This window comes from Hyalangium gracile (assembly GCF_020103725.1).
Classification (GTDB): Bacteria; Myxococcota; Myxococcia; order Myxococcales; family Myxococcaceae; genus Hyalangium; species Hyalangium gracile.
The window spans coordinates 1-16,722 of sequence record NZ_JAHXBG010000037.1 but is presented as its reverse complement, the minus strand read 5'-3'; the positions used below and the strand labels follow the sequence as shown (position 1 = coordinate 16,722).

Genomic DNA, 16,722 nt, shown 5'->3' with positions numbered 1-16,722 from the left:
GGGATCGGTTGGGGTATAGGGGCGTCTCCCCACTCTCCAGGAAGCCTCGCGTGTCACGACCTCGTTTGATCAACCGCGATGAAGCATCCGCTCCGCTCGAGCGCGAGCTGCTCGTCCGGATCCACGACCTGATGGTGAAGACGCGCGCCCTCGAGGAGCGCCTCATCCAGATGTACAAGCAGGGCCACGGCTACTTCTGGATCGGCGGCCCCGGCGAGGAGGCGTTCAACGTCCCGCTGGGCCTGCTGATGAAGAGGGGCCAGGGGCTGGACTACGACTACCTGCACGCGCACTACCGGCAGTCAGGCACGATGCTGGCGCTGGGCGAGGAGCCCATCGGGGCGCTGCGGCAGATGAAGAACACGGCCACCGACCCGTACTCGGGCGGCCGCAACTTCGCGGGCCACTTCTCCAAGCGGGAGTGGAACATCGCCCCGGTGTCCTCGCCCATCGAGGTGCAGTACTCCATCGCCCCGGGCACGGCCATGGCGCAGAAGCGCCACGGCGGTGACGGCATCACCATCGTCACCGGCGGAGACGCGGGCACGGCCGAGGGCGACTTCGCCACCTGCCTGGTGTGGAGCAGCCGCCCCGCCAACCCGCTGCCCATCCTCATCATCGTCACCAACAACAAGTGGGGCATCTCCACCAGCGCGGACGGCCAGCACGGCGAGACGCGCATCTCCGACCGGGGACGCGCCTTCAACATCCGCAGCAAGACGATCAACGGCAACGATCCCATCGAGTCCTACCGCGAGCTGAAGGAGGCGATGGACTACGTGCGCACCGAGCGCAAGCCGTTCCTGATGGAGGCGCTGGTGTCGCGCCTGTACGGCCACTCCTCGGCGTCCGGCGCCAACTTCGTGGCCAACGAGGTGGATCCCATCAAGGAGTTCGAGGCGAAGCTGGAGAAGGACGGCGTGCTGACGCGCCAGCAGATGGACGAGCTGCGCGGCCGCTACACCGAGGAGCTGGCCGCGGCGGCCCGCCAGGTGCGCGACGAGCCGCAGCCGGCCCCCGAGACGATCTGGAACCACATCTACGCGGAGAAGAAATAACCATGGCCAACATGGCACAGGCCGTCCGCATGGCCCTGCACTACGCCGAGGAGAACCTCGGCGTGATGGACATCTTCGGCGAGGACGTGGGCGCCCCGCTGGGCGGCGTCTTCACGGCCACCCAGGGCCTGAAGAACGCGTGGAACTCGCCGCTGGACGAGCGCGGCATCATCGGCGCGGCCATCGGCCTGGCCATGGCGGGCCAGCGCCCGGTGGCCGAGATCCAGTTCGCCGACTACATCTTCAACACCATCGATCTGCTGAAGATCGCCGGCAACACGCACTGGTCCAGCAACGGGGACTGGAACCTGCCCATGGTGGTGAAGACGCCGGTGGGCAGCGGCATCCGCGGGTCCATCTACCACTCGCACTCGTTCGACGCGACGGCCACGCACATCCCGGGCTGGAAGATCGTCATGCCCTCCAACCCGCTGGATGCGTACGGGCTGATGATCTCCGCCTGCCAGGAGCTCAACCCCGTCATGTTCCTGGAGCCCAAGGCGCTCTTGCGCGTGAAGGGCGAGGAGCGCATCCCCGGCGAGCCCGAGGACGAGCGCCAGCTGTCGAAGATGATCGACGCGCCGCTGGGAGACCGCACGGCGTGGAAGCCGCAGTGGCCGGCGCTGGAGCCGTACGCGGTGCCCATCGGCAAGGGCAAGGTGGTGCGCGAGGGCACGCAGGTGACGGCCGTCAGCTACGGCCGCACCCTGCCCATGTGCGCCAAGGCCGCGGACACCCTGCGCGAGCAGGGCGTGAGCGTGGAGGTGATCGATCTGCGCACGCTCTGGCCGTATGACTGGGACCTGGTGAAGGGCTCCATCGAGAAGACGGGCCGCGTGCTCTTCGTCAACGAGGACACCGAGGTGACGAACTTCGGCGAGCACCTGGTGCGCCGCTCGGTGGAGGAGCTCTTCTACAAGCTGCTGGCGCCGCCTCGGCTGCTGGCCGGCAAGTTCGTGCCCGGCATCGGCCTGTCGGACAACCTGGAGATGGCCTCCGTGCCGCAGCTCGGCGACATCACCGACGCCCTGCGGAAGCTGGCCTCCGAGGAGCCGTGAGCACCTGGGCGCACGTGTAGGACTCCGGGCCGTCGTGCCTTCCAGTTTGGAGGAGCGGCGGCCCTTTCGTTAGACTCCCAACCGACGTGCCAACGCCCATCGCCAAGAGCCCGCCGCCCTCCCCTGCTCCCGCGACCTCGTCGTCGTCCCCCTTCCGCGTCCGCCGCGCACGCCGGGGGGATGCCGAGGCGCTCGCCGCGCTCCTCAAGGAGCTGGGCTTTCCGGACGGCTCGGACACGCAGACGGTCCACTGGGTCACCAGCCATCCGGAGATCGAGATCTTCGTGGCGTGCGATCCGCAGGACAAGCCGGTGGGCATGCTGAGCCTGTCGCACCGGCCCCAGCTGCGGCTGCGTGGGCGCATCGCCACGGTGGACGAGCTGGTGGTGACGGAGGCCTGGAGGCGCCGCGGGGTGGGCCGGGCGCTGCTGCTGCACGCCATCGAGCGCTCCCGGGTGCTGAGCGTGAAGCGGCTGGAGCTGGCCACTCGCAAGGACGCGGGGCCGGAGATGGTGCGCTTCTACGAGGCGTGCGGCTTCGTCGCCGACTGCATGGTGTTCCGCCACGAGGGCCCCTGAGCAGCGGCCCTCCTCGCGCGGCTAGCGCTTGATGCTGTCGATGACGCGCTGGAGCCGGGCGCGGTCCTCTTCGCTCATGTCCGTGAAGCGCACGCCCACGGCCTCGGCCTCGTCGCGCACCCAGGCGATGATGCCCTGGAGCTGGAAGGACTCGCCCTCGATGACCATGTCCATGCGGACCGGCGAGCCCACGTCATAGGACTTCCGGGTGCGCAGGCAGAGCCCGCCCGCGGACACGTTCAGCGAGTAGGCGCGCAGGGCCTTGGCGGCGTCCTGCGTGTAGTTGAAGTGGACCTCGAAACGGGCAGGCACCCTCTCCTCACCTCGGCGGTTCGCCGGAGCAGGCTGCCCCGTGGCTGGTACATCCGCGGAATCACTGTTCATGCGGAACCGGAACTCCCAAGCGCAGCGCTACGCAGCAAACGGCCGACCCGACGATTGTGCCCTCACCGCCTCCTGCCCCACGCCCAACCGTGGGGCAAGTGTCGGCTGTCTCGCCGGCCCTGTTCAAGGGGGCCCATAGCACGAAGGCTCGCCCGCTCTCCGGTGATTCTCGATTGTCTGGGAGTTCTGGCCCTCGCCCCAGGGCGTCTCCGGTGAGGCCCCTGCCTCCCTGCCCGCTCCACGGCCAGGGGCGCCTGGCACCGGGACAGGCAGTCAAATGGAAGACAGCGCTGCCTGGTTGATGCGGGGTCGTTCAACCCTCCCCCTGCCAAGGAGAGAAGAGATGCGGAGCAGACCGGGCCTCTGGGTCCTCATGTGTACCTGGAGCCTCCTTGTGGCCTGTGGCCCCGAAGCGCTCGAGGTGCCTGCCAACCCCGAGCCGGAGGAGACCGGAGAGGTCTCCACCCCGCCCACGACTCCCGAGCCGGAGGAAGGTCCGGTCGCCGAGGCCCCCCCGCCCCAGGGCAATCCGCAGCAGCCCATCCCGGTGGAGCCGCCGCCCGTGACGGAGCCCGGGAATCCGCCGCCGGCGCCGACCCCGGCGCCCGTGTTCCAGCCCGCCTTCCACCAGGCGCTGCGCTGGTCCAAGAGCGTGAGCAGCCTGACGACGTTCCGCATGCGCGTCCCGGTGGGCAAGGCCGGCGAGCGGCTGCGCGTGACGTTCAGCGCGGGAGACGGGAGCCTGACGCTGCACAAGGCCACCGTGGCGCGCGCGGGTGCCAACGGGGCGCTGGCCTCGGCGCCCGTCACCCTCACCTTCAATGGCTCGCAGGGGGTCTCCGCGAGCTCGCGCAAGCTCGTCACGTCGGATCCGGTGGTGTTCCCGGTGGGGTTCCGTGAGGAACTGGCCATCTCGTTCGAGGTGAGCGGCGCGCTGGGAGTGAGCGCCATCAACGCCTTCCCCGGCAGCTTCTCGCGCTCCGGAGCGTACTCGACGCGCGTGGACGCGCTGGGCGGGCAGGCCTCGCAGCAGGCCATCGGCATCGCCACCGTGGACGTCGAGGCCACCGCCGGCCGCGCCTTCGTGGCCATCGGCGACAGCATCACCGAGGGCTACATCGACACGTACAACGACGTGCGGAACTCCTGGCCCTCGCTGGTGGAGCAGCAGCTCCGGGTGCCGGTGGTGAACGCCGCCGTGTCCGGCCAGGGCTTCTGGGGCGCGCTGCAGAACCTGGACCGAGAGGTGCTGGCGGTCTCCGGCGCGACGGACTGCCTGGTGCTGCTGGGCACCAATGATCTGACGTCCCTGAGCGTGGCGGATCTCCAGACGCGGATGACGACGCTGCTCACCCGGCTGAAGCCCTTCTGCCGGGTGTGGGTGAGCACGCTGCTGCCCAAGGAGAAGACGAACTACGGCACCTATGACCAGGTGAAGCGGGACCGGGTCGCCTTCAACACGTGGATCCGGAGCCAGACGCTGGCCGAGGTCATCGATCTGGAGGCCGTGACGCGCTCGCCCTCGAGCGTGCACCTCTTCATCGACGGGCTGGAGGTGGACGGCATCCACCCGAGCGCCCAGGGCCACAGCGTCATGGCCGCAGAGGTGGTCCGCGTGCTCCGAGCCCGGGGCGGGCTCTAGTCAGAAGCCGGGGCGAGTGGGAGCGCCAGCCGAGGCTCAGCCCGTGTTCCGCAGGCCGGCGGCGATGCCGTTGAGCGTGAGGAGCAAGGGCCGGCTCACCTCCTGGCCCTCGCGCTTGCGCCGCAGCATCTCCACCTGGAGGAAGGACATGGGGTCCACGTAGGGATTGCGCAGGGCGATGGAGCGCTGGAGCTGGGGGTTGTGATCCAGCAGCCGCGCCTCGCCGGTGATGCGCTTCACCCAGCGGCGGGTGCGCGAGTGCTCGGCCCGGATGATGCGCCACAGCGGGCGCGTGGCATCGGGCGCGAGCTTCGCGTAGCGCGAGGCGATGGAGATGTCGCTCTTGGCGAGCACCATCGTCACGTTGTCGAGCACGGTGCGGAAGAACGGCCACTCGCGGTACATCCGCTTCAGCAGGGCCAGGCCCTCCGGCTTCGCCGCGAAGGCCTCCAGCGCCGAGCCCACGCCATACCAGCCCGGCAGGATGGCGCGGTTCTGCGTCCACGCGAACACCCAGGGGATGGCGCGCAGGGACTCGAGCCCTCCCGCCTTGCGCTTGCTGGGGCGCGAGCCGATGGGCAGCGCGGAGATCTCCTCCAGCGGCGTGGAGGCATTGAAGAACTCGACGAACCGGGAGTCCTCCCACACGAGCGCGCGGTACTGGCGCCGCCCCGTCTCGGCCAGCGTGTCGAACGTCTCTCGGAAGACCGTCTCATCCTCGGCGGAGGGCCGCGGCTGCGCGTCCATCACGTGCACCAGCACGCCGCCCAGCACCAGCTCCAGCGTGCGGCGGGCCAGCTCGGGCCGCGCGTACTTGTGGTCCAGCGCCTCGCCCTGCTCCGTCGCCTTGTACCCGCCGACGAGGCTGCCGGGAGGCAGCGCGAGGATGGCCTGCTGGGCGGGACCGCCGCCGCGCGCCACCGACTCGCCGCGACCGTGGAAGAGGCGCAGGGGAATCCCCTCCTCCTTCGCCACCTGGGTGAGCGCCACCTGGGCCCGGTGGAGCGCCGCGGCCGCCGCCAGGAGCCCCACCTCCTTGCCCGAGTCGCTGTAGCCCACCATCACCTCCTGCACGCCCCGCGCCTGGATGTGACGACGGTAGGTGGGATCGGCGAACAGGGTCCGCAGGACCTGGGGCCCGCCGTCCAGCGCGCCGAGCTGCTCGAACAGCGGGACGATGTCCACCGTGGCGCAGCCGCGCTCCATGTCCCAGAGGCCCGCGTGCCGGGCGCACCGGAACGCCGCCAGCACGTCCTCCGCGGTGCTGGCCATGGAGAGGATGAAGGTGCGGCACGCCACCTCACCGGACTCAGCCTGGGCCTCGCGCACGCGCTCCAGCACGGCGAGCAGCCGGGCGCCGCCCTCCGTCGGAGCGGGGCCTCCATCCAGCGAGGCGCTCGCGCTGATCGCGTCCTCGGCCGGGGCTCGGAACTCCAGCTCGGCGAGGTGGAAGCCCATGGCGTTGACGCGCTCCAGCACCCGCCGCACCTGCCTGACGCCCGCGCGCTCCGCCTTCACCTGGAGGAGCGTGCGCTCGATGAGCTCCAAGTCCTTCAGGAAGGCCGCGGGGCTCCGGTAGGCCGCGGGAGACATCGGCTCGGCGCGCCCGGCACGAGCGCCTTCCACATACCGGAGCGCGAGCTGGAGGCGCGTCTCCATGAAGCGCAGCTTGCGCCGCCACGGCTCGCCGGCGGTGCGTGGCCCCTGCCGCTGCGCCACCTCGGGGAGCTCGGCCTCATCCGCCTCGAGCGAGGCGCGCAGCTCCTTGGGCATGGGCGCGTGCCGATCCGACTGGGACAGGGCGACGCCCAGCACCTCCACGTCGTGCAGCAGCATGCGCAGGCCACGGGCGCGGTGGGCGCGCAGCGTGTCCGCGAGCACCTCGGGCGTCACGAGCGGGTTGCCGTCCATGTCCCCGCCCACCCACGAGTGCAGCCGCACCGGCGAGGGGACACGACCCAGCGGCTCGCCATAGGCGCGCTCGAAGGCCCAGGAGATGACCTCGGGCAGCCGGGCGAGCTGGTCGGCGAGCACCTCCTCCACGTACCAGAGGACGTTCTTCACCTCGTCGCCCACGGTGGGGCGCATGCGCCGCAGCTCGTCCGACTGCCAGAGCGCGGTGATCTCCTCGCGCATGGTCTCGAGATCATCGGCGATCTCTTGAGGCGTCAGCGTGCAGCGGTCCCGGTCCTCCAGGAGCCGCTGGATGCGGTAGAGCTTCTCGAGCAGCGTGCGGCGCGCGGCCTGCGTGGGGTGCGCGGTCAGTGTCAGGGTGACATTGAGCCCGCTGATGGCCTCGCGCACCCGCTCCTTGGAGACACCGGCGTCCTTGAGGGTCTGGAACGCGGCCTCCAGGGAGCCGCGCTGCGGCGTGGCCTCGGGATCGCTGGCGTGCTCGCGGAAGCGGCGGATGCGGTGGTGCTGCTCGGCGAGGTTGACGAGCTGGAAGTACACGGAGAAGGCTCGGAGCACCGGCTCGGCCTGCTCCAGCGGGAGCTTCTGGAGGAGCGCGGCGAGCTCACCGGCCGCGGCGCGACGCCCGGGCTTGGGGCCGCGGCGGCGCTGGATGGCGAGGTGACGGACCTGCTCCTCCAGATCGAAGAGGGCCTGCCCTTCCTGCTCGATGATGACCTCTCCGAGCAGCCGCCCCAGGAGGCGGACGTCGCGGCGGAGGGCCTGGTCTACGGAACGAGTGCGAGCCATGACGCACCGCACCCTAGCGCCACATCAGGTGTAGACTGGTAGGAAGCGATCTAATCGCACAGCATCGGACATCCCGCCGGGACTCCATGTCCGCCCAGGAGACCTTCCGCGCTTGCCTCGTGTCCCCGGACACGCCCAGGGGACGGCCTCGAGGCGCCGCCATCAGGGAGCAAGCTCGCGATTCAACGCCTCCGCCATTCGCGAGACCACCCCGGGCAACGTGGCGAGGTCGTGGCTGCCGCCATGGGGGGCAACACCGTCAACGCGGTGCAGTTCCTGGAGGGCCTTGTCACCACCACTCAAACGTGGCCGACCCTCGGCGTCCCCTACCGGTCTGGTTGAACGGGCCGCCCCGCGGGCGGCAGCCATGAACCGAACTGGTATGACAGGCATACCAGTTGGCTGAGAACGCGCCCAGAGGGGCCCTCCTTAGCGGTAGGTCTCCTGACGGGTTGTCCCATGGCACTTTCATCATGTTGACCAAGCGGAGCGACGTGTTGAGCCCCGAGCCGTCATGAGCGCAGTCCGGGGTTGACGGTGATGTTGCCGCGCGGCCAAGAAGGGCCGCATGTCCACGATGCAAGGGAAGACCGTCATCATCACGGGGGCCTCCTCCGGGATCGGCGAGGAGCTGGCCGTCTCGCTCGCCGCGCGAGGAGCGAACCTGGTGCTGGCGGCGCGGAGCGAGGAGGCACTGGCCCGGGTGACGGCGCGGTGCGAGAAGGCGGGAGGGCGAGCGCTCGGCGTGCCGACGGACGTCGCCGAGCCCGAGGCATGCCGGCGCATGGTCGAGCGCGCGGTGGAAGCCTTCGGAGGCATCGACATGCTCGTGAACAACGCGGGCATCTCCATGCGCAGCCGCTTCGAGGACATCCGCGACGTGTCGCTCTTCGACCGACTCATGCGCGTGAACTACCTGGGTGCCGTGTACTGCACCCACGCGGCCCTGCCCCACATCAAGGCGCGCAAGGGACTGCTGGTGGCCATCTCCTCGGTCCAGGGGAAGCTCGCGGTGCCGGAGCGCACCGGGTACGTCGCGAGCAAGCACGCCCTGCAGGGCTTCTTCGACTCGCTGCGCGTCGAGCTGCTGGACACGGGCGTGGACGTGCTCGTGGTGTCCCCGGGGTACGTCTCCACCGACATCGGCGTACGGGCGCTGGGCTCCGACGGCCAGCCGCGCGCCACGAGGGACTCGGTCAGCGACGCGATGGACGCGCACACCTGCGCGGAGCGGATCCTCCGCGCCATCGACCAGCGTGACCGCGAGGTGCTGATGACGGCCAAGGCCCGAATCGGCGTGTACCTCAAGCTCCTCGTCCCGGGCCTGGTCGACCGCATGGCGCTCAAGGCCATGCGGAAGCGAGGCGGTGCGTGAGCATCAGGCGGAGCGAGGCGATGCGACGACGACACGGTGCCAGCTGGACAGACGTCGCGCCACGAGGTCCATCGAGAGCGCTTCGACCTGGCTCATGGGCGAGAGGGCCATCGACCTGGGGCTTCTCCTCCCGGGACGCGCACGACGCGTCCTGAGACAGTACGCGCGAGCCGTGGGTCGGTGTCGGGCTAGAAGGCGCGGTTCACCGCGTAGCCGCAGATCTTGTGCTCGGCCGTGTAGGTATTCGGCCCGGGCACACCATCGATGGGGCCGGTGTAGCCGAAGCTCCGGCCCACGGTCTGGATGCGCTTGTTGAGGTCGGCACCGACGTGACCGTAAGCACCGATGTCCCACCAGTGGAAGGCACCGGTGAGCGCTCTCGAGGCTCCCCACGAGCAGTCAGGCCACACTCGCCGGCCAGCTCAGGGGGGCGGCGGGATGGCCGTGTAGTACTTACCGTCGGGCCGGAACAGCCGGTACTGCGTCGTCGCGTTGAAGTTGCCGTCGCGCTGCGTCGCCGCGCTCGGCGTCAGCATCAGGTTCTGGACCTGCGTGTCGAGGTACAACGTGAATGACACGCGGTACTCGGTCTTCTCGAGCGCGACCTGCTCGCGGCGCAAGAGCTTGTCGTACGCGCCAGCCGTGGCGCCGGTCTTCACCTTGCTCCAGATCTCGCGCTCGCTCTTGGCCGGTGTCAGCGTCAGCACGTCGCCAACGAGCGTGTACGTGCCGCGCTCGCGGATGATCGACGTGTCGGGGTCGCGATCCACGTTGTGGCGCCGCATGAAAGTGTAGTTCCCCTTGCCGTCGAACGTGTACTCGCGGCGGTCGCTGAGCCAGGCCGCGAACTGGCCAGGGCCCATCGCGCCGCCGGTGCTGAAGCCCCACGCGCCCGTGAGCTGCGCCGTGGGCGCCGGGGCGCTCCCGGTGCCTGGCGCAGGTGTCGCAGGCGCAGGCGCTGCGAGTCCGAACGCGACGACGATGATGATGGTGGCAATGTGCTTGATCACGGCAGCTCCTCGAGGACAACAGCGAGTCTCACGAGGATAAGCGAGGTGGCAACCGAGGAGACGCCGTTTTCGGAATGCTCTGGTTTCCCCCAAGGCGCTGCCGAAGTGGACTAGCGCACTGCTTCTTGCCGGGCTCCTCGGGAGTATCGGAAGGAGTGCTCCTATTGCACCGAGAAGAAGGCGGGGACGGCCGCGCCACTCGCATCCGAGGCCCGGACGACGGCCCGCAGCCGGGTGGTTCCGCTCGAACCACTGCCCACGCCCGTCGGCTGGAGATAGGTGTAGTCGGTCTCCGTCGAGAGCTGGGCGCTGCAGGTGGTGCCATCATCCACGTAGGTGATGTTGCCGCCGCCGATGCGCACCCAGTACCCCACCCCGGTCCAGCGGTAGTAATCGACGTGCGCGGTGTGTTCATCGACACACGTGGCGGCGCCCGCGGAGAGCGTGTGGCCCCCTGGCACGTTGGGAACCTCAATCTCGGCGATGTACCGCTCGCAGACTCCCGAGGTGGCGTAGTTGGCCGTGCCGGAGCTGACGGACCAGGGGGTGCTCGGAGTGCTCGTGGGCGAGTTGTCCGCGCCGTCGATCAGGCAGTCGAACACGGACTTCGTGGCGGCGGCGACCTGGTCCCGACGCGTGGCGTTGCCCAGAATCTGCGTGCTGTCCTGCTCGAGCTGCAAGCCGCGGCCGGCGATGCTCATGGCGTTGACGAAGTTGGCAGGCGCGGTGCCATCGAAGCAGATGCCCGACTTCCAGTGCACCCGCAGGGTGGGGTCATTCAGCTCCTCGCGGATGATCTCCGCCACGCCCTGACGGAAGGCTGGCTCGATGGCCCCGCCGACCCGGACCTCGCTGGTGGTGCAGCTCAGCTCTCCGTGGAAGGACACCGCGTTGGTGATCTTGTTGCTGACGAAGCTTCCGAGCCCCGGGAAGCTGTCCGCGCTGATCTCCGCGGAGGTGATGTGATACCGGCTGAGGCTTCCCGAGACGTTGTTGTCGATTCCCAGGGCCCAGATGGCGTTGCGCACCGGGTCGGCGTTGTGAATGAGCTCGGCTTGCTCGAAGGTGTATTTCTCGAAAGGGTGCGGGACGGCGTAGGCAACCTGTGCGCCCGTGGCGCGGGCCGTGTATTCCTTCACCTTCCCGGCCGAGTTGGTATTGGCATCCGTGAGCGAGGTCGCCGGCTCGGCGATACCCGGGGCGGTCCCGGCCGCATACTCATTGGCCACCTCGACCGTGCTGCCCGTCGCGGTGAGGCTCGGGTCGCCGAAGATCCGGACGCGGTTCAAGAACCCCGCCGAGCTCATCTCGAAGTCTCCCGAGGTACTGGCGACGACATCGACGGTGCAGAGTCCGCGCAGCGTGGTGCCACGCCGGATCAGAAGCTGCTGGTTGGCCTGGAAGTTTCCCGCCCCCAGCAGGCTCGAAGGCACGCGGCAGCGCTCATCGTCGCCATTCATGACGGAATTGACCACGAACTTCTGTCCCGTCAGGACCAGCGACTGGCGGGCCGTTTCCATCGGGCCCGGGCGCTCCTCCTGCCCGGGTTCGGGCGCACAGCCCACGGCGGCTGTCATGCAAAGCGGTGCGGCAATGCCCAACAACAGGAATTTTCTGGTCACGGTGTGCTCTCCTGGGATGAGTGGAACGCTGGGTCCTGCGGAGAGCGGAACGAAGGGCTTTGAAAATCTTCCCGCGAAGGGCCGGCGGCGCCTGCATGCCGGGAAGATCTGGGGGCGTACCACTGAAAAGGCGAGCCGGCGCACTCACCTCCCCTATCGTCGGGTGGACTCCACGAAACCGAAGCCCGGACTACGCATTCCCGGGCAAGGACTACGCGTCGTGTAACGGGTCCGCGCCCGTGCGGGTGAACTTCACTCGCTGCGGGCAGGTACGGGAGGTCCAGGCGCTCCCGCGTCACGTGAGGTGCTTCCAGCTCTACCCCCTGCGGCGCAAGCCCGGGGCTAGCGCGAGCTCACTCGACGTCCGCGATGCGCTGGAGCAGTTCGCTCAACAGCATGCTCTCTCCTGGGGTGAGGACATTGATCCGGTCCATGGAGGCACGCAGCGCCGCAGCCAGTGCGCGGACATCCGTGTTCGCCGGTGTCGCCGCCTCGCTCGTGATCGCCGCCATGACCGCCTCGCGCGCGGCATCGGCGAGTCCGAGGTCGCGCTCCCCTTCGGGCTGGCGTAGGAGCGTGAGCACCGCCCCGGTGCCCATCGCCCTCACGAGGCCGAGCGCCCGCTCTTCACTGACCCGCAGCCGGCCCGCGAGCGCAATCTTCCGGATGCGCCGCCGCAGAACATCCTCCCCGTCGCCGACAGCAGGCGCCTGCGAGGCTGGATGCAGCTCGCTGCTCATGATCGCGAACAGCCCTGGATGGCTCAGGCCGAACGCGACGTGGGTGTCCCAGCCATCACGCAAGTCCTGAAGCGGATCGGGGTGCGGCTTGCGCGCGGCCTTCTTCGACACGTAGCTCTTCATCACGTGCTCGATGACGGCCGTGAGGAGGCCTCGCTTGTCGCCGAAGAGCCGGTAGATGGTCGGCGCCTGCACTCCGGCGGCGGCGGCCACCGCCCGCGTGGTCGCGGCATCGGGCCCTCCGGCGGAGATGAGCTCCGCGGCGGCCGCGATGATGCGCGCGCGCACATCCGGGCCCTCGGCGTCTTCCGCGGCGGACTTCTTGCGGTCGTCCATGGAGCCGAAGGTAGCACGCGACCACCGAATCGGCGCTAACGGCGAATTGGTAGCGGCGTTAATGGCCTTCTGCTATCAGTGGTAACAGAATTTCGTTTCCACCGTTATCGGGAGGGCGTTCAATGATCGTCGTGACCGGAGCCACAGGGCAGCTGGGCCGTCTCATCGTGGAGAAACTCGTCACCCGCGTCCCGGTGGACCGGGTCGCCGTCAGTGTCCGAGACGTGCAGAAGGCTCGGGAGTTGGCGGCACGCGGCGTCCGAGTGCGCCAAGGCGACTTCACGGATTCGAAGAGTCTGGCGCATGCCTTCGAGGGCGCGTCCCAGGTCCTGATCGTCTCGTCGAATGCGGCTGCGACTGGCGGCGATCCCCTGGCCCAGCATCGCGCCGCCATCGACGCAGCTCGGGCTGCTGGAGCGCGCCGCATCGTCTACACGAGCCACATGGCCGCGAGCCGTTCATCGGCGTTTCCCCCGATGCTCGACCATGCGGCGACGGAGCAGATGCTGGGCGAGTCCGGTCTGGCGTGGACCGCGCTTCGCAACGGCTTCTACGCCGCCAGTGCGATGTTCCTGCTGGGACAGGCCCTGCGGATGGGAGTCTTCGAGGCGCCCCCGGACGGAAAGGTCTCCTGGACCACGCACGCCGACCTCGCGGAGGCAGCCGCGGTGATTCTGGCGAACGAGGGTCAGTTCGACGGCCCGACGCCGCCGCTCACGGCCGCGCAGGCGCTCGACTTCGGAGCGCTGTGCGACATCGCGTCGAGCCTCCTCGGGCGGCCCATCCGCCGAAGCACCGTGTCGGAGGACGAGCTGCGCGCGAAGCTCACTGCGCTCGGCATGCCCGCCCCCAGGATCGCCATCTCGCTCGGCCTCTACCGCGCGAGCCGCAATGGCGAGTTCACGGCCGTCGATCCGACGCTGCAGAAGTTGCTCGGGCGTGCGCCGACGAGCATGCGCGAGGTGATTCTTCGGGAGGCAGAGCACCTCACGGCTGGGGCAGTCCCAGAGTCCGTGTAGTGCATACCGTGGCCCCACCGCCCTCTCACTCTGGATGCTCGGTTCCGTGCCTGCCACGCCGCCCCGTAGCGCGCCAGGTGCCGACTCCATCTCAGCGGCCTGGAAACGGCCTGGTGGCGCGCGGGGCCTTGGGGCGTTAAACCGGTCGGCATGCCCAAGGGTTCCGTCTTCGGTGGAAAGGCTCAAGGCCTCCGTCTCGAGCGCGTGCGCGCCTCGTCCCTTTTCCGGGAGGGCGTCTTCCACAACACCGCGACGGTGACGCCCGGCTTCAAGCCCGGCACCACGTTCTCGACGATGAGCGAGTTCTTCCTGGGCGGTCAGCGTCGGACGCCCCCTGCCCCCCTGCCGTATGAGAGCCCGCTGGAGACGTGGGCCCGTCCGCTGGACACGGGGCTGCGCGCCACGTGGCTCGGCCACTCCACGGTGCTGCTCGAGATAGACGGGCTGCGCGTGCTCACGGACCCCGTGTGGGGCGAGCGCGCCTCTCCCTGGGCCTTCGCGGGGCCCAAGCGGTTCCATCCCGTGCCGGTGACGATTGCGCAGCTGCCTCCGCTGGACGCCGTCATCGTCTCGCACGACCACTACGATCACCTCGACCACCCCACCATCCTGCAGCTGGCGCGCACGAGCGTGCCCTTCTACACGTCGCTCGGCGTGGGCGCGCACCTGGAGGCGTGGGGCGTGCCTGCCGAGCGCATCACCGAGCTGGACTGGTGGGAGTCCGCCATGCTCCCCCGCGGAGAGCTGCGCATCACCGCCGCGCCCTCTCAGCACTTCTCCGGCCGGGGACTCGGAGATCGCAACCGCACGCTCTGGTCCTCGTTCGTCATCGAGACCCCGAGGCACAAGGTCTTCTTCAGCGGCGACACGGGCCTGACGCCGGAGTACGCCGCCATCCGTCAGAGGCTCGGGCCCTTCGATCTCGTCATGCTGGAAGTCGGCGCGTACCACCCGGCGTGGGGCGACATCCACCTGGGGCCGGAGAACGCGCTCAAGGCGCTGGAGTTGCTCGGCGGCGGGGCGCTCCTGCCAGTGCACTGGGGCACCTTCAACCTCGCCATCCACGCGTGGGACGAGCCGGCCGAGGTGCTCCTCCGGCTCGGACGGGAGCAGCGGGTGCCCCTGGTGATGCCCAGGCTCGGAGCGCCGGTGGTGCCGTCTCGCGTGGAGACCGTGGAGCCGTGGTGGCGCTCGGTCGGCGCCGCCCGTGAGCTGGAGCCGCCCGCGCCGGGTGCGGTGGACCCGGCGAGCTGAAGCGCTCAAGGCTCGCCCCCTGCCCGCACGGGCGATAGGGGCGCCTGCCCGGTTCCATGAGCCCGCGCGCACGAAGACAGAGGCCCGCACGCCGGCTCCGCGCCCTTCCCCATCAGGCAAGCGCAGGGCAGGTTTCGTAGTAGAAGGCCGAGCATGCGGCTTCACCTGTCCTCGGAGGGGCTCGTCGCCTCGGTGCTTGGCGTCCTGCTCGCTTCCTGCAGCCCTACGCGCTACATCGCGCCTCCTGACGTCGCAGAGCTCTCTGGCTTCGTGCTGCTCATCCGCGAGATGCCCGATGGCCGTGTGGACCACACGTGGCAGCGCGCTGAGGATGTCGAACTCTCGCAAGCCACCCCAGCCATGGGCTGCTTGTCGCCATCCACGGGGACCATCGTGCTCGCCATGAGCCATCAGCGAGATTGCGACGAGGAACTCCGAGAGTGCATGCGGGAGTGTATGAGCCGTCCCCTTCCTCGAGGGTTCGGCCATATGACGTCCGGCGGGCGCGGCAAGGGAGGAAAGGAAGAGTACTGTAACCGTCGCTGCATGCAGCCCTATCTCGACTGTTTGGAGCTACAAGAGTTGCGACCGCGAGAGTTCACGGCGATTGACGCCGCGGTGGATTGGTTGAAGCGTCACCGCAAGTCGCTGCTGGTGGGCAGTGTAGTCGTCATCGCAGGTGTCGCTTTTGTCGTGGTCTCGGCTGGAGCCGGGCTCGTCGTCCTTGCGCCAGCCGTGATCCTGGCCTCATCCGGGGTGGCTCTTCCCCCCTGCACCATCGTGGTGTCGCAATGAGCATCGTGAACCTCTGCCTCGACGTAGAGGGGTTGCTCGGGCAGCTGCGGGAAGACGAGGTCTCTCCAGAGAAGAAGGAGAAGCTCCTGGTCGCCATTGATGCGATCAGGTTCATCGCCGCCAGCGGCCAGTCCTATGACTTCGAGGACTATCGAAAGAGCCTCGATGCCAATGCACCGCCCCTGGTGATTGCCGCCTTCAAGACATTGGATGAGGCGGACGCATGGCTGAAGACGCATCCCAGGCCCCCCTTGGGAGCTCAGGTGTTGGTCGGCAACGAGTATCACCGCGTCATCTATGTCCGCGAGACGGGGGTCCGCAAACTCCTTCCCAATTCAGGCGCTCTCGAGCACTACCTCGAGGACATGACACGTGAGGGGCTTCCCGCTCCGGTGGCTGCTTTCAGCTCTCAAACGGATGCGGAAGCGTGGCTCGACAGCCAGCCTGAGCTCCCAGGCCATGCGTTCATCCTGATTGCCGGCGAGTATCACCTCGCCGTCTATCACTACAGGCTCAACCTCCGTGCCATCTACCCTGTGGCACGGAGGGCGCAGGGGAGCGCACCTTGAACTGGGGCAGTCTCAGGCCCGTGTAGTGGCCTGCGGCTATGCCTGGTTGGCCGCCGCCGGAGCCTGTGCGCCCTCCTCCGCGGCCAGCGCGGCGATGATCTCTCGAGCCTTCTCCACCTTCACGTGGCCCACCTTCACCAGCTCGTTGGCGATGCGCTCCACCAGCTCTCCCCGAGCCCCCGCCGTCACAGCCACGCACCGCGCGTGCAGCGCCATGTGGCCCTTCTGGATGCCCACGCTGCCCAGCGCTCGCAGCGCCGCGAAGTTCTGCGCCAGCCCCACCGCGGCGATCACCATCGACAGCTCGCGCGCCGAGCTCACCCGCATCAGCTTCAGCGCCACCTGCACGCCGGGGTGCACCTTGATGGGCCCGCCCACCGTGCCCAGCGCCATGGGCAGCTCGATGCGCCCCACCAGGTGCCCCTCCTCCAGGCTCCAGGTGGATAGCGGCCGGTACCGGCCCTTGCGGCACGCGAAGGCGTGCGCTCCCGCCTCGATGGCACGCCAGTCCTGCCCCGTGGCGATCGCCACCGAGTCGATGCCGTTCATCACGCCCTTGTTGTGCGTGGCCGCCCGGTA

Annotated in this window: 15 protein-coding genes and 1 pseudogene; 9 read left to right on the top strand and 7 right to left on the bottom strand. The window is 69.0% G+C overall.

What is annotated here, in order from left to right:
* Positions 1-50: 50 nt before the first annotated feature.
* The 3 genes from KY572_RS42855 (at position 51) to KY572_RS42845 (ending at position 2,694) form a co-directional block, all read left to right on the top strand.
* On the top strand, positions 51-1,058 hold the full coding sequence (locus tag KY572_RS42855) for a thiamine pyrophosphate-dependent dehydrogenase E1 component subunit alpha (RefSeq protein WP_224249561.1): 1,008 nt from the start codon (positions 51-53) through the stop codon (positions 1,056-1,058).
* A 2-nt stretch (positions 1,059-1,060) separates the two neighbouring features.
* On the top strand, positions 1,061-2,116 hold the full coding sequence (locus KY572_RS42850; protein ID WP_224249560.1) for an alpha-ketoacid dehydrogenase subunit beta: 1,056 nt from the start codon (positions 1,061-1,063) through the stop codon (positions 2,114-2,116).
* A gap of 86 nt (positions 2,117-2,202) precedes the next feature.
* Positions 2,203-2,694, top strand: a complete 492-nt coding sequence (locus KY572_RS42845; protein WP_407660113.1) for a GNAT family N-acetyltransferase — start codon at positions 2,203-2,205, stop codon at positions 2,692-2,694.
* 21 nt (positions 2,695-2,715) lie between these two features.
* Here the strand turns inward: KY572_RS42845 and KY572_RS42840 are convergent, their stop codons facing one another.
* Positions 2,716-3,078 (bottom strand): TIGR02266 family protein, encoded by a 363-nt coding sequence (locus KY572_RS42840; RefSeq protein WP_224249559.1) that lies wholly within the window; start codon positions 3,076-3,078, stop codon positions 2,716-2,718.
* Positions 3,079-3,421: 343 nt separating this feature from the next.
* Here KY572_RS42840 and KY572_RS42835 point away from each other — a divergent pair, with 343 nt between their 5' ends.
* Positions 3,422-4,720 (top strand): SGNH/GDSL hydrolase family protein, encoded by a 1,299-nt coding sequence (locus tag KY572_RS42835; RefSeq protein ID WP_224249558.1) that lies wholly within the window; start codon positions 3,422-3,424, stop codon positions 4,718-4,720.
* A gap of 36 nt (positions 4,721-4,756) precedes the next feature.
* Here the strand turns inward: KY572_RS42835 and KY572_RS42830 are convergent, their stop codons facing one another.
* Positions 4,757-7,423, bottom strand: coding sequence for a phosphoenolpyruvate carboxylase (locus tag KY572_RS42830; protein ID WP_224249557.1), 2,667 nt, complete (start codon positions 7,421-7,423; stop codon positions 4,757-4,759).
* A gap of 568 nt (positions 7,424-7,991) precedes the next feature.
* Between KY572_RS42830 and KY572_RS42825 the strand changes: the two genes are divergently transcribed.
* The gene (locus tag KY572_RS42825) at positions 7,992-8,798 is read left to right on the top strand and encodes an SDR family oxidoreductase (protein ID WP_224249556.1); all 807 of its coding nucleotides are present in this window, start codon (positions 7,992-7,994) and stop codon (positions 8,796-8,798) included.
* Positions 8,799-8,986: 188 nt separating this feature from the next.
* On the opposite strand, the gene KY572_RS42820 is transcribed toward KY572_RS42825, so the two are convergent.
* From KY572_RS42820 to KY572_RS42805, 4 genes are all read right to left on the bottom strand, one after another.
* Positions 8,987-9,208 (bottom strand): hypothetical protein, encoded by a 222-nt coding sequence (locus KY572_RS42820; protein ID WP_224249555.1) that lies wholly within the window; start codon positions 9,206-9,208, stop codon positions 8,987-8,989.
* Between the two features lie 12 nt (positions 9,209-9,220).
* Positions 9,221-9,808, bottom strand: a complete 588-nt coding sequence (locus tag KY572_RS42815; protein WP_224249554.1) for a hypothetical protein — start codon at positions 9,806-9,808, stop codon at positions 9,221-9,223.
* 161 nt (positions 9,809-9,969) lie between these two features.
* Positions 9,970-11,328: a hypothetical protein gene (locus KY572_RS42810; RefSeq protein ID WP_224249553.1), complete on the bottom strand. Its 1,359-nt coding sequence runs from the start codon at positions 11,326-11,328 to the stop codon at positions 9,970-9,972.
* A gap of 455 nt (positions 11,329-11,783) precedes the next feature.
* Entirely contained in the window at positions 11,784-12,506 is a 723-nt protein-coding gene (locus KY572_RS42805; protein ID WP_224249552.1) for a TetR/AcrR family transcriptional regulator, read from the bottom strand.
* Positions 12,507-12,628: 122 nt separating this feature from the next.
* Here KY572_RS42805 and KY572_RS42800 point away from each other — a divergent pair, with 122 nt between their 5' ends.
* From KY572_RS42800 to KY572_RS42785, 4 genes are all read left to right on the top strand, one after another.
* Positions 12,629-13,525 (top strand): NAD(P)H-binding protein, encoded by an 897-nt coding sequence (locus KY572_RS42800; RefSeq protein ID WP_224249551.1) that lies wholly within the window; start codon positions 12,629-12,631, stop codon positions 13,523-13,525.
* Between the two features lie 150 nt (positions 13,526-13,675).
* Entirely contained in the window at positions 13,676-14,779 is a 1,104-nt protein-coding gene (locus KY572_RS42795; protein WP_224249550.1) for an MBL fold metallo-hydrolase, read from the top strand.
* A 153-nt stretch (positions 14,780-14,932) separates the two neighbouring features.
* Positions 14,933-15,574, top strand: a complete 642-nt coding sequence (locus KY572_RS42790; RefSeq protein ID WP_224249549.1) for a hypothetical protein — start codon at positions 14,933-14,935, stop codon at positions 15,572-15,574.
* Positions 15,571-16,143 (top strand): head protein, encoded by a 573-nt coding sequence (locus KY572_RS42785; RefSeq protein WP_224249548.1) that lies wholly within the window; start codon positions 15,571-15,573, stop codon positions 16,141-16,143. The genes KY572_RS42790 and KY572_RS42785 overlap by 4 nt, the downstream gene beginning before the upstream one ends.
* Before the next feature lie 36 nt (positions 16,144-16,179).
* Here KY572_RS42785 and KY572_RS42780 read toward each other — a convergent pair.
* Positions 16,180-16,722 (bottom strand): annotated as a pseudogene (locus KY572_RS42780) (hydroxymethylglutaryl-CoA reductase, degradative); the annotation flags it as partial.